Raw genomic sequence first — 11,572 nt, forward strand, 5'->3', positions numbered from 1 at the left:
TCACGCCTTTTCATGGTGAGACGTGCGTGGTAGGCGCAGCCATCATTTCATCGGGCCGGTCGGCCCGCCATATCCAAGAGGCTTCACATGGCTATCCAGCGTACTTTTTCCATCATCAAACCAGACGCCACAAAGCGTAACCTGACCGGCCAGATCATTGCCAAATTCGAAGAGGCGGGCCTGCGTGTCGTCGCCTCCAAGCGCATCCACCTGACACTGGCCCAGGCACAGCAGTTTTACGGCGTGCACGCCGAGCGTCCGTTCTTTGACGAGCTGTGTGAATTCATGATTTCCGAGCCGATCGTTGTGCAGGTTCTGGAAGGCGAGGATGCAATTGCAAAGAACCGTGAAGTCATGGGTGCAACAAACCCCGCCGACGCAGCGCCCGGCACCATCCGCAAGGAATTCGCATTGTCCATCGGCGAAAACTCGGTCCACGGGTCCGATGCGCCGGAAACAGCCGCCGAAGAGATCGCGTTCTTCTTCTCCGGTCTTGAACTGGTCGGGTAACAAGCGCCCTGTAGGTCGGGCCTGCCCTGCCTCGCACTGCGAATATTCAGACCGTCCGTACCGTCATGGTGTGGGCGGTTTTTTATTTCCCTGCGGCGATCACTCCGATCCGGTCCAGAAACTGTTCCAATTCTGAGCGGCCCTCATCAAAACGACCTGCTTTGATCTTGTCGAATCTCTCGCGCAGCGCTGTCTTTTCTGCGCCCTTGCAGTCGTTCCAAGGGCGGCCCTGTAGCGCCATATGCAGCACATAGTAGGCGATGAAATGGGGCTTTGAACCACCTTCGAGCAACTTGATATAGGCCGCATCAGCGCCAAGCGTGCGCAATTGCTCTACCGTGCCGATGCCGACGGATTTCAGCGATGCCGCGAATGCGGGGCCGATGTTCTTGATAGAGGTCAGCTCTGCCATGCCCCATGTTAGCGAGGCTGAAAAAAAGAGGCCAGTGAAGTTCCAGAGGGTAGATCAGGGAGGGCGATCGCTCTGGTCTTTGCTTCAACTGGCGCTCAAGACACTCAAATACTCGCGTAATCGGTATAGACCGGTGTCGGCGGTTTGCCCTGCATCTGGGGCGCCGGTGATGCCGGTTTTGGCGCCGGATCGGGCGTTGTGGTCGTTGGTGTTGCTGTGGCCATCTTGGTGGTCCTTTAGCTTGCTCGTGGGTTGATCATAAGGAATATTGTACAAGTCTTACGAGAGGGCTGTGCCCTCAACATGCTTGTGACGTGACAAAAATGTGACCAATAGGTCAGGTTTTAGGACTTTCCTCGCCGTGGCGCGGTATTCCCGCCTTTGCCTAAGCCCTTGCGGGGCTTGGCTTTTCCGCCAGGAGGGACAAACCGTTTAGAGGTATCCTTGGCGTTGCCGGCAGGTTTGCCGGCTGGCTTACCTGCACCCGGTTTACGCGGTTTTGTGTCAGACGCCGAACCTGATTTCCCTTTATAGGGCGGTTTCTTGGCGTCGGATTTGCCCTTGTAGGGCGGCTTGCCGCGCTTTTCGGTCAGCGCTTCGCCGTGATCGCGGCGTTCGGGTTTGTGGCGCGGCTTGCGTACCTTTTCGTCGTCAGCGGCGCCGGGGATCGGCTGGATTGCGGCTACGTCATTTTGCTGTGACGGTGGCGGGGCGGCCTGATCGCGCGGCGCATGGCGCTTGGGTTTGGTATCGCGTTGCGGTTTGTCACCATGGTCGCGTTTAGGGCCATCGTCATAATCGCGTTTGGTCTTGCGCGCGCCACGCTCGCCCAACTGGGGCGGGCTGTCCAACGCTGTCAGCGTGCCTTGGTTTTCCAGTTTCATGTCGCTGCCGACGGATTTGAGGAACCCGGGAACGGCAGGGGCGGAAATTTCGATGAAGGTTTCGTTCGGCTGGATGCGGATCGCGCCGATTTCGTTCTTTGTGATGTCACCGGCCTTGCAGATCATGGGCAACAGCCAGCGGGCCTCGGCCTTGCCTTCGCGGCCGATATCGACGCTGAACCATTTGGAGGGACCAAAGGATTTCGCTTCGCGCGGTGCGCGTTCCTTGGCGGCGGGGCCGTCTTTATAGTCCGAGATGAATTCCGGCGCCGACTGTTTGCCTGCATAAAGGCGCAGGTAGGCGGCGGCGATTTTTTCCGGCGTATGCTGTTCGAGCAGGCGTGCGGCGAAGGCTTGTTCTTCCTCGGTAAAGTCCTCGGACCAGACCGCATCTGTCAAAAGCCGCTCTTCGTCTTTGGCGCTGACGTCGTCGGCGGTGGGGGGCGTGGCCCATGTTGCCGTCAGCTTGCCCCATTTGAGCAGGTTTTCCCCGCGCCGTTTCATCTTGGCGGGGATGATCATCGCGGAAATACCCTTGCGCCCCGCGCGACCCGTCCGGCCAGAGCGGTGCAGCAGCGTTTCGGCGTTGGTGGGCAGTTCGGCGTGAATCACCAGCTCGAGGTTGGGCAGGTCGATACCGCGTGCGGCCACATCGGTGGCGACGCAGACCTTGGCGCGTCCGTCGCGCATCGCTTGCAGCGCGTTGGAGCGTTCGGATTGGGTCAATTCGCCCGACAGGGCAACAACCGAAAATCCGCGGTTCGACAGGCGCGTGGTCAGGCGTGTCACCATCGCGCGGGTATTGGTAAAGACGATGGCGTTGGGCGCATCGTAGTAGCGCAGCACGTTGATGATCGCGGCGTCGATGTCGTGGTTGGCGACGGAAAGCGCGCGGTATTCGATATCGCTGTGCTGGCTTTCCTTGGTTGTCGTCGCGATGCGCACCGCGTCGCGCTGGTAGGATTTCGCCAGCGTCGCGATCATTGGTGGCACCGTGGCCGAGAACATCAGCGTGCGGCGTGTGGCGGGGGCTTTGCCAAGGATGAATTCGAGGTCTTCGCGGAAGCCCAGATCGAGCATTTCATCGGCTTCGTCCAGCACGACGGCCTTGATGTCGGACAAATCGATCGTACCGCGCATGATGTGGTCACGCAGACGGCCCGGGGTGGCCACGACGATATGCGCGCCGCGTTCGAGGTTGCGGCGTTCGTCACGGAAATCCATGCCGCCGACGCAGGAGGCCAGCGTAGCGCCGGCACCGGCGTAAAGCCATTGCAACTCGCGCTTGACCTGCAAGGCCAGTTCGCGGGTCGGCGCAATGATCAGTGCGAGCGGGCGCCCCGCAGGGCCGAAAGTGTCATCTTCGGCCAGTATCGTCGGGCCGATCGCCAAACCGAATCCGACTGTTTTGCCCGAACCCGTTTGCGCAGATACGAGAAGGTCCTGACCGACGAGTGCATCGTCAGTCACGGCTTCCTGGACAGGTGTCAGGTCGGTATAGCCTTGTTTGGCAAGGGCGTCGGCGAGTGTCGTGATCATAGTGTGCGGGCTTTCTGGCGGCGTAAGCATGCGCCCTACGCCTGTGTTCTTTGTTTGTATAGAGGAAATAACGGATATCGCTACGTCTGCTGCGCTAGTGCATCGTGTTTTTGGCAAACCAGTCATCGATCCGCACCTTGAGCGCGGTCCAGATTGCCGGTGCGCCTTTCTGGACTTTCACGCCAACGCGGGTGTGCAGCTGGTCGGCAGTCACCTTGTATTCCGGCCATGTGCCGCCGCCTGTTTGCAGGTTCGCGACCACCGGCTGCACGCGGTCGATGGATTTGGCAAAGACGGCGTCATCGGTCTCGGCAGCTTCGAATTCATTCCAGAGGGCGCGAAAGACCTGTGCCTGATCATCGGGCAGGAGCCCGAAGATCCTGTCAGCGGCGGCCTGTTCCATCACCGCCATTTCTGCAGGGTCGTGATCGCCATGGATCGGGTTGTCGCCTGCGTCGATTTCCACGATGTCGTGGATCAGGAGCATCTTGATCACCCGGTCAATGCTGACGGGCCGATTGGCATGTTCGGCCATGACCAATGCATAGAGGGCGATGTGCCAACTGTGTTCGCCGGAATTTTCGCGCCGTGATCCATCGCAGAGTGTCGTGCCGCGCAAGATGGTCTTGAGTTTGTCGGCCTCGGTCAGAAAAGCCAGTTGAGCGTCGATACGTGACAAGCTTGCAGACCCTTAAGAGCGCGACGGGCGTGAGGGTTTGATCGAGGGCTCTTCTTCCGCTTCCGTATCATCGGATTTCAGAAATTCGTCCAATGTGTTCAGCACATCGGCAAATTCCGTGTCTACCGGCGACTTGGGTTCTTCTTTTTTCGGGGGCTGTGATGCTTGCGGAGCGGGTCCGGTATCACTACCCAGTTCGATCGTATCCTTGTCGCGTGATTTCGCCGCGTCTTTGTCACTCAAGGGCCGGGATTTGACGCGGACCGGCGCGCCTGCACGTTTGGCCAGCAGCTCGCGTGCACGGCCCTCAGCGCGGCGCACGCGCACGGCGGTCATGTAGGCCTCTTGCAGGGTTTGCGAAGATGCGCCGAGGATTTCGCTGATCATGTCCACGATCTTTTCGTCCCCGGTGGCGTCGGCATCCGCCAAGGCCAGATCCGCGAGTTCACCTGCGACCTTATCGACGTAACTATCTGCCATGGCTAGCGTGTGGACTCCGTGAGGCGGCGGCGCACGTAACCGCGCACGGTGTCGATCATCGGGTCCATATACGGGTCTTCGAAGAAGTGCCCGGCACCTTCCATTTCGTCGTGGGTGACCGTGATGCCCTTTTGCTCGTGCAGCTTGTTGACGAGGTTCACGGTATCGGCCGGCGGCGCGACCCGGTCGTTCGATCCGTTGATGATCAGGCCGGACGAAGGGCAGGGCGCCAGAAAGCTGAAGTCGTACATATTGGCCGGCGGGCTGACCGAGATGAAGCCGGTGATCTCTGGCCTGCGCATCAAAAGCTGCATGCCGATCCATGCCCCGAAAGAGAAACCCGCGACCCAGCAATGCTTGGCGTTGTTGTTCATGGATTGCAGGTAATCGAGCGCGGATGCCGCGTCGGACAACTCGCCCACGCCCTGATCGTATTCACCCTGACTACGGCCGACGCCGCGGAAGTTGAAGCGCAGCACGGTGAAGCCCATGTTATAAAACGCGTAGTGTAGGTTATAGACCACACGGTTGTTCATCGTCCCGCCAAACTGCGGATGCGGGTGCAGCACGATTGCAATTGGCGCGTCCCGGTCCTTTTGGGGATGGTAGCGGCCTTCAAGGCGACCTTCGGGTCCGGGAAAGATGACTTCGGGCATAAATATTTCCGTTACTGCTGTTGGTGACGGACATATTCTTGACGAAAATGCTCGGACACCTTAGAAAGATTCTAAACTGGGCTGCACGCCGCAGTTGTTCTGGTCAAAGTGAAGTAATGATGCTGGGCTGCGCCGTCAATGAGATAGGCCTTTATTCCGAGGGGAAGCCAATGAAATTAAGCACCAAGGGCCGTTATGCGATGGTTGCTTTGGCCGATCTGGCGCTTCAGAAGAGCGACGCGCTGGTGAATCTGACCGAGATTTCCAAGCGGCAGGATATTTCGCTGCCCTATCTTGAACAGCTTTTCGTGAAATTACGCCGCGCCGGACTGGTAGACTCTGTCCGTGGGCCGGGTGGCGGCTATCGCCTTGCGCGGCCGCCTTCCGATATCCGTGTTGTCGAAATTCTGGCTGCCGTGGATGAAACGGTGTCCGCCATGCACAAAGGGGCAGGGGCATCGGGTGGCGCGTCGGGGTCGCGGGCTCAGTCGATGACCAACCGTCTGTGGGAAGGGCTGAGCGCGCATGTCTATGTGTTTTTGCATCAGGCCCGTCTGTCGGATGTGGTGAGTAATGAGCTTGCGCCCTGTCCGGCGGTGCCTGCGTTGTTTGAGGTTGTTGATGAAGCGCCATGAGGGGCTCTGCCCCCGCCTTCGGCTCCCCCGAGGTATTTTGGAACATGAGAAGATATGAGAACCTATCTGGATCATAACGCGACCACGCCTTTGCGGGCAGAGGCCCGTGCCGCGATGCTGGCGGCGATGGATGTCGTGGGCAATCCATCGTCCGTGCATGCCGAGGGGCGCGCGGCGAAAGGCATCGTTGAAACGGCACGGGCGCAGATTGCCCAAGCTGTGGGTGCGTCCGGTGCGGATGTGGTGTTCACGTCAGGTGCAACCGAGGCTGCCGCATTGGCGTTGGCGGGGCGCGACCTAAAGGCGGCACCGATCGAACATGACGCGGTGCATGCATGGGTGGACCCGTGTTTGCCGGTGGTGCGTGGCGTTGTGCAGGTCGATGATCCGGCACAAGCGACGGTGCAACTGGCCAATTCCGAGACCGGAATCGTGCAGACGTTGCCGCAGGGGTTGGCCGTCAGTGATATTACCCAAGGCTTTGGCAAGGTGCCGTTCGCGTTTTCGTGGTCCGGTGTGGGGATGGCGTTTCTATCGGCCCACAAATTTGGCGGCCCCAAAGGTGTAGGCGCGCTGATCTTTCCGCAAGGTACTGATATTAATGAGCAAATAAAGGGCGGCGGGCAGGAGATGGGCCGCCGGTCCGGGACCGAAAATGTTATTGCGATTGCTGGTATGGGCGCTGCTGCGGCCGCTGCACAAGCCGATCTGGCGGCTGGAAAATGGGACCGGGTTGCCAAACTTAGAAATATTCTAGAAATAGCCATTGAGGCTGCCGAAAAGAGTACTATTTTTGTCGGGAAAGGGTCTGACCGCCTGCCCAACACCAGCTGTTTTGCCTCTCCGGGATGGAAGGGCGAAACACAGGTCATGGCGATGGATCTGGCGGGTTTTGCGGTTTCGGCGGGTTCTGCCTGCTCCAGCGGCAAGGTCAAGACAAGCCGGGTGCTGCAGGCGCTGGGACTGGACGATGAAGTGGCATCAAGCGCGATCCGCGTGTCACTGGGCATCGATACGACTGAGGATGAGGTCATGCGCTTTGTGCAGGCCTGGAGCGAAAAACGGGCGCGGCGCAGGGCCGCTTGAGAGGATGGAAAGATGACAACTTTGGATACCGTCGAGGTCAAGGAAGGCGTTGATCAGGAGACCGTGGATGCGGTCAAGGAACTCTCGGGTCATTACAAACACGGCTGGAATACCGAGATCGAGATGGATTACGCCCCCAAGGGTGTGAACACCGATATCGTGCGCCTGATTTCTTCCAAGAACAAAGAGCCCGAGTGGATGACCGAATGGCGTCTGTCTGCTTTTGCACGCTGGGAAAAAATCGAGGAGCCGACATGGGCGATGGTGAGCTATCCCGAGATCGACTTTCAGGACATCTATTATTATGCCCGCCCCAAGAGCATGGCAGAGAAGCCGAAATCGCTGGACGATGTCGACCCCAAGCTGCTGGCGACTTACGAAAAGCTGGGTATTCCGCTTAAAGAGCAGATGATCCTTGCCGGTGTGGAAGGCGCAGAAGATGCGCCGGCTGAAGGCCGCAAGGTCGCCGTGGATGCGGTGTTCGATTCTGTCTCGGTCGGGACGACTTTCCAGAAGGAACTGGAAAAAGCAGGTGTGATCTTCTGCTCGATCTCGGAAGCGATCGAGAAGCACCCTGAGTTGGTGAAGAAATACCTGGGCACCGTTGTGCCGCCATCGGACAACTTTTATGCGACGCTGAATTCGGCCGTGTTTTCGGATGGGTCGTTCGTATATATTCCGCCGGGCGTGCGCTGCCCGATGGAGCTGTCCACCTATTTCCGCATCAATGCCGAAAATACAGGCCAGTTCGAACGCACGCTGATCATCGCCGACAAGGGCTCTTACGTGTCCTACCTTGAGGGCTGTACGGCACCCAAGCGCGATGTTGCCCAACTGCACGCCGCTGTCGTCGAGATCATCGTCGAGGAAGACGCGGAGGTGAAATATTCTACCGTGCAGAACTGGTATCCCGGTGATGAAAACGGGGTGGGCGGCATCTATAACTTCGTCACCAAGCGCGCCGATTGCCGTGGTGACCGTGCCAAGGTGATGTGGACGCAGGTGGAAACAGGCTCTGCCGTGACTTGGAAGTATCCAAGCTGCATCCTGCGCGGTGACGACAGCCAAGGCGAGTTCTATTCGATCGCCATCGCAAACAACATGCAGCAGGCCGATACCGGCACGAAGATGATCCATCTGGGCAAGAACACGAAGTCGCGGATTGTCTCCAAGGGGATCAGCGCGGGCAGGGCGCAGAATACCTACCGCGGCTTGGTTTCGATGCATCCCAAGGCAAAGGAATCGCGTAACTATACCCAGTGCGACAGCTTGCTGATCGGCGACAAATGCGGTGCGCATACGGTGCCTTACATCGAGGTCAAGAATAACTCGTCCCGGGTTGAACACGAAGCGACGACATCCAAGGTTGATGACGATCAGTTGTTCTATTGCCGCTCGCGCGGGATGGACGAGGAAGAGGCGGTCGCGCTTGTCGTGAACGGGTTCTGCAAGGAAGTGCTGCAAGCGCTGCCGATGGAATTTGCCATGGAAGCACAGGCGCTTGTCGCTATCTCTCTTGAAGGGTCCGTCGGCTGATCATGCGTTTGTCCGATCTGCATATTTGTCGCGCCTCTGTCACGTCGCGGCCCACTTCTTGCCCTAGTTCGATGCAATCAAGCATTGATAAGGCAAGTGATGGGGCTGCGACCTATGGGCGTGATGAAACAGGACATCAACGACTTCAACGCGCGAGTGAAGCGGATCAAGAATCCGCGCAACAAGTCTTATTACGATCCCGATCTGGGGATGCACATTCCCAAGCGGGTGACCCGCGACAAAATCAAAAAGGTCAACGACGAAGAATCGTTCTTCGGGAAATTTGTCGTGTCGGGAATTATCGGGGCACTGGCCCTGATGTTTGCCGAGGTCCTGCGCATCCGGTACTTCGGCCTCAGCACAGAGAACGATACAGTGTTCTTTCTAGAGCTTTTCATCGCGTTCTGGGCAGTGTTGTTGCTGTCTGCCATGCTCGATCGCCGCAGAATGACCGAGCGCTTCGGTCAAATTGTCGGGATCGCCCTCATGCTCACCGCAGGGCACAATCTGGTCTGGCGCTGGCCGGATCAAATGGCCTACATCTACACGGCAGAGCATGTCGCGCAGGTGATCGAATCGACGACGCAATACTCAATCGTGTATCGCGGGACCGTTTTCGGCCTGTAGTCATAACCCCACATCGCGACAATTGTCCCGGTGGATCAATCCGCTTCGGGGTTTTCGATGTTGTCGCAAGCACTTATCTTTAGGAGAATAATATGTTGGAAATCAAAGGCCTAGAGGTCAAACTGGCAGAAGAAGACAAGCAGATCCTGAAAGGTGTCGATCTCAAGGTCGAACCCGGCATGGTCCATGCGATCATGGGGCCGAACGGGTCCGGCAAATCGACCCTGTCTTATGTATTGTCCGGCAAGGGCGGTTATGAGGTGACAGCCGGGTCCGCCATGCTGGAAGGCGCCGACCTGCTTGCGATGGAACCCGAAGAGCGCGCATCGGCGGGTCTGTTTCTGGCGTTCCAGTATCCCGTTGAAATCCCCGGTGTGGGCAACATGACGTTCCTGCGCACCGCAGTGAATGCGCAGCGCAAGGTGCGTGGCCAAGAAGAATTGAGCGCGGGTGATTTTCTCAAAGAGGTGCGTGCCAAGGCCAAGAGCCTCAAGATCGATGCGGAAATGCTCAAGCGTCCGGTCAATGTCGGTTTCTCCGGCGGTGAGAAAAAGCGCAACGAAATCCTGCAGATGGCGATGCTGGAGCCAAAGATGTGTATCCTTGACGAGACCGACTCCGGTCTGGACGTGGATGCCATGAAACTGGTGGCCGAGGGTGTGAACGCCCTGCGGTCCGAAGGCCGGTCGTTCCTTGTGATCACCCACTATCAGCGCCTGCTTGACCATATCAAGCCAGATATCGTGCATATCATGTCCGATGGCCGCATCATCAAATCCGGTGGGCCGGAACTGGCGCTTGAAGTCGAAAACAATGGCTACACCGATATTCTGGAAGAGGTGGCCTGATGGCACTCGCACAGCTAAAAATTGACACCACCGAAGCGCGTTTGGCCGATGTGGAAATCCCGCAAGGGGCTGCTTGGGGCAATGCCGCGCGCGCTGATGCGATGGCGCGTGTGCGCCGGATGGGGCTGCCGACCAGACGCGATGAATATTGGAAATACACTGATCCGGCGTCATTGACGGCTGCAGATGCGCAAGAGGCGGCACTTTTCGAAAATGACGAGGGCCCGCTTTTTGATGCGGTTGACCGGATCAAGATCGTCTTTGTCGATGGTGTCTTTGATCCGGATGCGTCCGATGACCTGACGGCAGAAGGCGTAGAGATCGAGCGTCTTGCCGATGCGATGACAACCGACATTCATTGGGCGAAAGATGTTTACGGTGTGTTGGAGGCGCGCGGCCAGAAGCCTGTCGAGCGTTCGCTGGCAGCATTGAACACCGCGTTGGCGACCGATGGTGTGGTTATTCGGGCCACCGGTCAGGTGTCAAAGCCGATCAACCTGATCTACCTGCACAAGGCCGTGTCTTCCGACGCGATCCTGCACAACGTGGTGAAGGTCGAGGCAGGGGCCGAGGTCACATTGCTGGAAACGGGTCCGGCGGCGGCACGGTTTTCCAAGCTGTTGGAAGTCGAAGTGGCTGATGGCGGTACCTTCCACCATGTCTGTACGCAAGGCCGCGATCATGAGCGTCGCACCTTAACGCATTGTTTCGCAAGGATTGGTGCGGAAGCAACCTTCAAATCCTTCACCTTGACCTTTAACGGTGTTCTGACGCGCAACGAATGCATTCTTGAGATTGTCGGCGACGATGCCGTGGCCCATGTTGCCGGTGCCTGTGTCGGTGATGGAAATGATTTTCACCATGATGATACGGTTTTCATCACGCATGACGCAGTGAACTGCGAAAGCCGTCAGGTTTTCAAGAAAGTACTGCGCAATGGCGCGACGGGCGTGTTTCAGGGCAAGATCCTCGTCAAGCAAGGCGCGCAAAAGACCGATGGCTATCAGATCAGCCAAGCGCTCTTGCTTGATGAAGACAGCCAGTTCCTTGCCAAACCCGAGCTTGAGATTTACGCTGATGATGTAGCGTGTTCGCACGGTTCGACATCTGGCGCGATTGACGAAACAGCTTTGTTCTATCTGCGCTCGCGCGGGGTGCCGCTGCATGATGCCCGCAACCTGCTGACGCTGTCGTTCCTCGCGGAAGCCCTGCAAGAAATCGCGGATGATGGTTTGGCGGAAGACCTGCGGGACCGGCTGGAAGGCTGGCTGTCGCGGCACAGCTAATGCCTGTTACAAACGATATAGTGCGGACCTGGCGCAGGCCGCGTCAGGTCATGCGCGACCTGCTGGAGCAGGGACGGCGCGAAGACCGTGCGATTGTCTACCTGATGGTCAGCTGTTTCCTGATATTCGTGGGGCAATGGCCGCGTTTGCGGCGGGTTGCCGAAGGGTTCGAAGCGTCGCCATGGCCACCCGAGATGAACTTTGTAGGGATGCTGACCTATACGTTTTACGCGTCCGTCATCGTTCTGCCGCTGTTCATGTACGGAATCGCGGCGCTGTCTCATCTTTTCGCCAAGCTCTTTGGTGCCAGGGGCAGTTGGTATGGCGCAAGGCTTGCGCTTTTCTGGACGCTGCTGGCGACCTCTCCATTGTTTTTGCTCTACGGTCTGGTACG

General features: G+C 58.1%; 13 protein-coding genes. 8 read left to right on the forward strand and 5 right to left on the reverse strand.

Features of this window, described 5'->3' with window-relative positions:
- Nucleotides 1-87 precede the first annotated feature (87 nt).
- A complete protein-coding gene (gene ndk, locus R6T97_RS04230) occupies nucleotides 88-510 on the forward strand; it encodes a nucleoside-diphosphate kinase (RefSeq protein ID WP_410348053.1) in 423 nt (140 codons plus the stop codon).
- Between the two features lie 82 nt (nucleotides 511-592).
- Here the strand turns inward: ndk and R6T97_RS04235 are convergent, their stop codons facing one another.
- From R6T97_RS04235 to R6T97_RS04255, 5 genes are all read right to left on the reverse strand, one after another.
- Complete coding sequence (locus tag R6T97_RS04235) at nucleotides 593-922, reverse strand: TfoX/Sxy family protein (RefSeq protein WP_410348054.1); 330 nt, start codon at nucleotides 920-922, stop codon at nucleotides 593-595.
- Nucleotides 923-1,266: 344 nt separating this feature from the next.
- Nucleotides 1,267-3,345 (reverse strand): DEAD/DEAH box helicase, encoded by a 2,079-nt coding sequence (locus R6T97_RS04240; RefSeq protein ID WP_410348066.1) that lies wholly within the window; start codon nucleotides 3,343-3,345, stop codon nucleotides 1,267-1,269.
- Between the two features lie 94 nt (nucleotides 3,346-3,439).
- Nucleotides 3,440-4,024 carry an HD domain-containing protein gene (locus R6T97_RS04245; RefSeq protein WP_410348055.1) on the reverse strand — a complete coding sequence of 195 codons (585 nt, stop codon included), beginning with the start codon at nucleotides 4,022-4,024 and terminating at the stop codon, nucleotides 3,440-3,442.
- A 12-nt stretch (nucleotides 4,025-4,036) separates the two neighbouring features.
- Nucleotides 4,037-4,504 (reverse strand): hypothetical protein, encoded by a 468-nt coding sequence (locus R6T97_RS04250; RefSeq protein WP_410348056.1) that lies wholly within the window; start codon nucleotides 4,502-4,504, stop codon nucleotides 4,037-4,039.
- 2 nt (nucleotides 4,505-4,506) lie between these two features.
- Complete coding sequence (locus tag R6T97_RS04255) at nucleotides 4,507-5,160, reverse strand: alpha/beta hydrolase (RefSeq protein WP_410348057.1); 654 nt, start codon at nucleotides 5,158-5,160, stop codon at nucleotides 4,507-4,509.
- A gap of 170 nt (nucleotides 5,161-5,330) precedes the next feature.
- Between R6T97_RS04255 and R6T97_RS04260 the strand changes: the two genes are divergently transcribed.
- The 7 genes from R6T97_RS04260 to R6T97_RS04290 form a co-directional block, all read left to right on the forward strand.
- A complete protein-coding gene (locus R6T97_RS04260; protein WP_410348058.1) occupies nucleotides 5,331-5,795 on the forward strand; it encodes an Rrf2 family transcriptional regulator in 465 nt (154 codons plus the stop codon).
- Between the two features lie 54 nt (nucleotides 5,796-5,849).
- Entirely contained in the window at nucleotides 5,850-6,881 is a 1,032-nt protein-coding gene (locus R6T97_RS04265; protein WP_410348059.1) for a cysteine desulfurase family protein, read from the forward strand.
- Between the two features lie 12 nt (nucleotides 6,882-6,893).
- A complete protein-coding gene (sufB, locus tag R6T97_RS04270) occupies nucleotides 6,894-8,417 on the forward strand; it encodes a Fe-S cluster assembly protein SufB (RefSeq protein WP_410348060.1) in 1,524 nt (507 codons plus the stop codon).
- Nucleotides 8,418-8,516: 99 nt separating this feature from the next.
- Nucleotides 8,517-9,044 (forward strand): hypothetical protein, encoded by a 528-nt coding sequence (locus R6T97_RS04275; protein WP_410348061.1) that lies wholly within the window; start codon nucleotides 8,517-8,519, stop codon nucleotides 9,042-9,044.
- 92 nt (nucleotides 9,045-9,136) lie between these two features.
- Nucleotides 9,137-9,892 (forward strand): Fe-S cluster assembly ATPase SufC, encoded by a 756-nt coding sequence (gene sufC / locus R6T97_RS04280; RefSeq protein ID WP_410348062.1) that lies wholly within the window; start codon nucleotides 9,137-9,139, stop codon nucleotides 9,890-9,892.
- Entirely contained in the window at nucleotides 9,892-11,178 is a 1,287-nt protein-coding gene (locus R6T97_RS04285) for a SufB/SufD family protein (protein ID WP_410348063.1), read from the forward strand. The genes sufC and R6T97_RS04285 overlap by 1 nt, the downstream gene beginning before the upstream one ends.
- The coding region (locus R6T97_RS04290) for a hypothetical protein (protein ID WP_410348064.1) at nucleotides 11,178-11,572 on the forward strand (395 nt) is incomplete at its 3' end. The genes R6T97_RS04285 and R6T97_RS04290, both read left to right, overlap by 1 nt.

The sequence above is a fragment of the Yoonia sp. genome (genome assembly GCF_046498525.1).
Taxonomy (GTDB): Bacteria; Pseudomonadota; Alphaproteobacteria; order Rhodobacterales; family Rhodobacteraceae; genus Yoonia.

Coding starts and splice junctions, on each gene's coding strand:
- ndk (WP_410348053.1), top strand. CDS start 88: ATGGCTATCCAGCGTACTTTTTCCATCATCAAACCAGACGCCACAAAG.
- R6T97_RS04235 (WP_410348054.1), bottom strand. CDS start 922: ATGGCAGAGCTGACCTCTATCAAGAACATCGGCCCCGCATTCGCGGCA.
- R6T97_RS04240 (WP_410348066.1), bottom strand. CDS start 3,345: ATGATCACGACACTCGCCGACGCCCTTGCCAAACAAGGCTATACCGAC.
- R6T97_RS04250 (WP_410348056.1), bottom strand. CDS start 4,504: ATGGCAGATAGTTACGTCGATAAGGTCGCAGGTGAACTCGCGGATCTG.
- R6T97_RS04255 (WP_410348057.1), bottom strand. CDS start 5,160: ATGCCCGAAGTCATCTTTCCCGGACCCGAAGGTCGCCTTGAAGGCCGC.
- R6T97_RS04260 (WP_410348058.1), top strand. CDS start 5,331: ATGAAATTAAGCACCAAGGGCCGTTATGCGATGGTTGCTTTGGCCGAT.
- R6T97_RS04265 (WP_410348059.1), top strand. CDS start 5,850: ATGAGAACCTATCTGGATCATAACGCGACCACGCCTTTGCGGGCAGAG.
- sufB (WP_410348060.1), top strand. CDS start 6,894: ATGACAACTTTGGATACCGTCGAGGTCAAGGAAGGCGTTGATCAGGAG.
- R6T97_RS04275 (WP_410348061.1), top strand. CDS start 8,517: ATGGGGCTGCGACCTATGGGCGTGATGAAACAGGACATCAACGACTTC.
- sufC (WP_410348062.1), top strand. CDS start 9,137: ATGTTGGAAATCAAAGGCCTAGAGGTCAAACTGGCAGAAGAAGACAAG.
- R6T97_RS04285 (WP_410348063.1), top strand. CDS start 9,892: ATGGCACTCGCACAGCTAAAAATTGACACCACCGAAGCGCGTTTGGCC.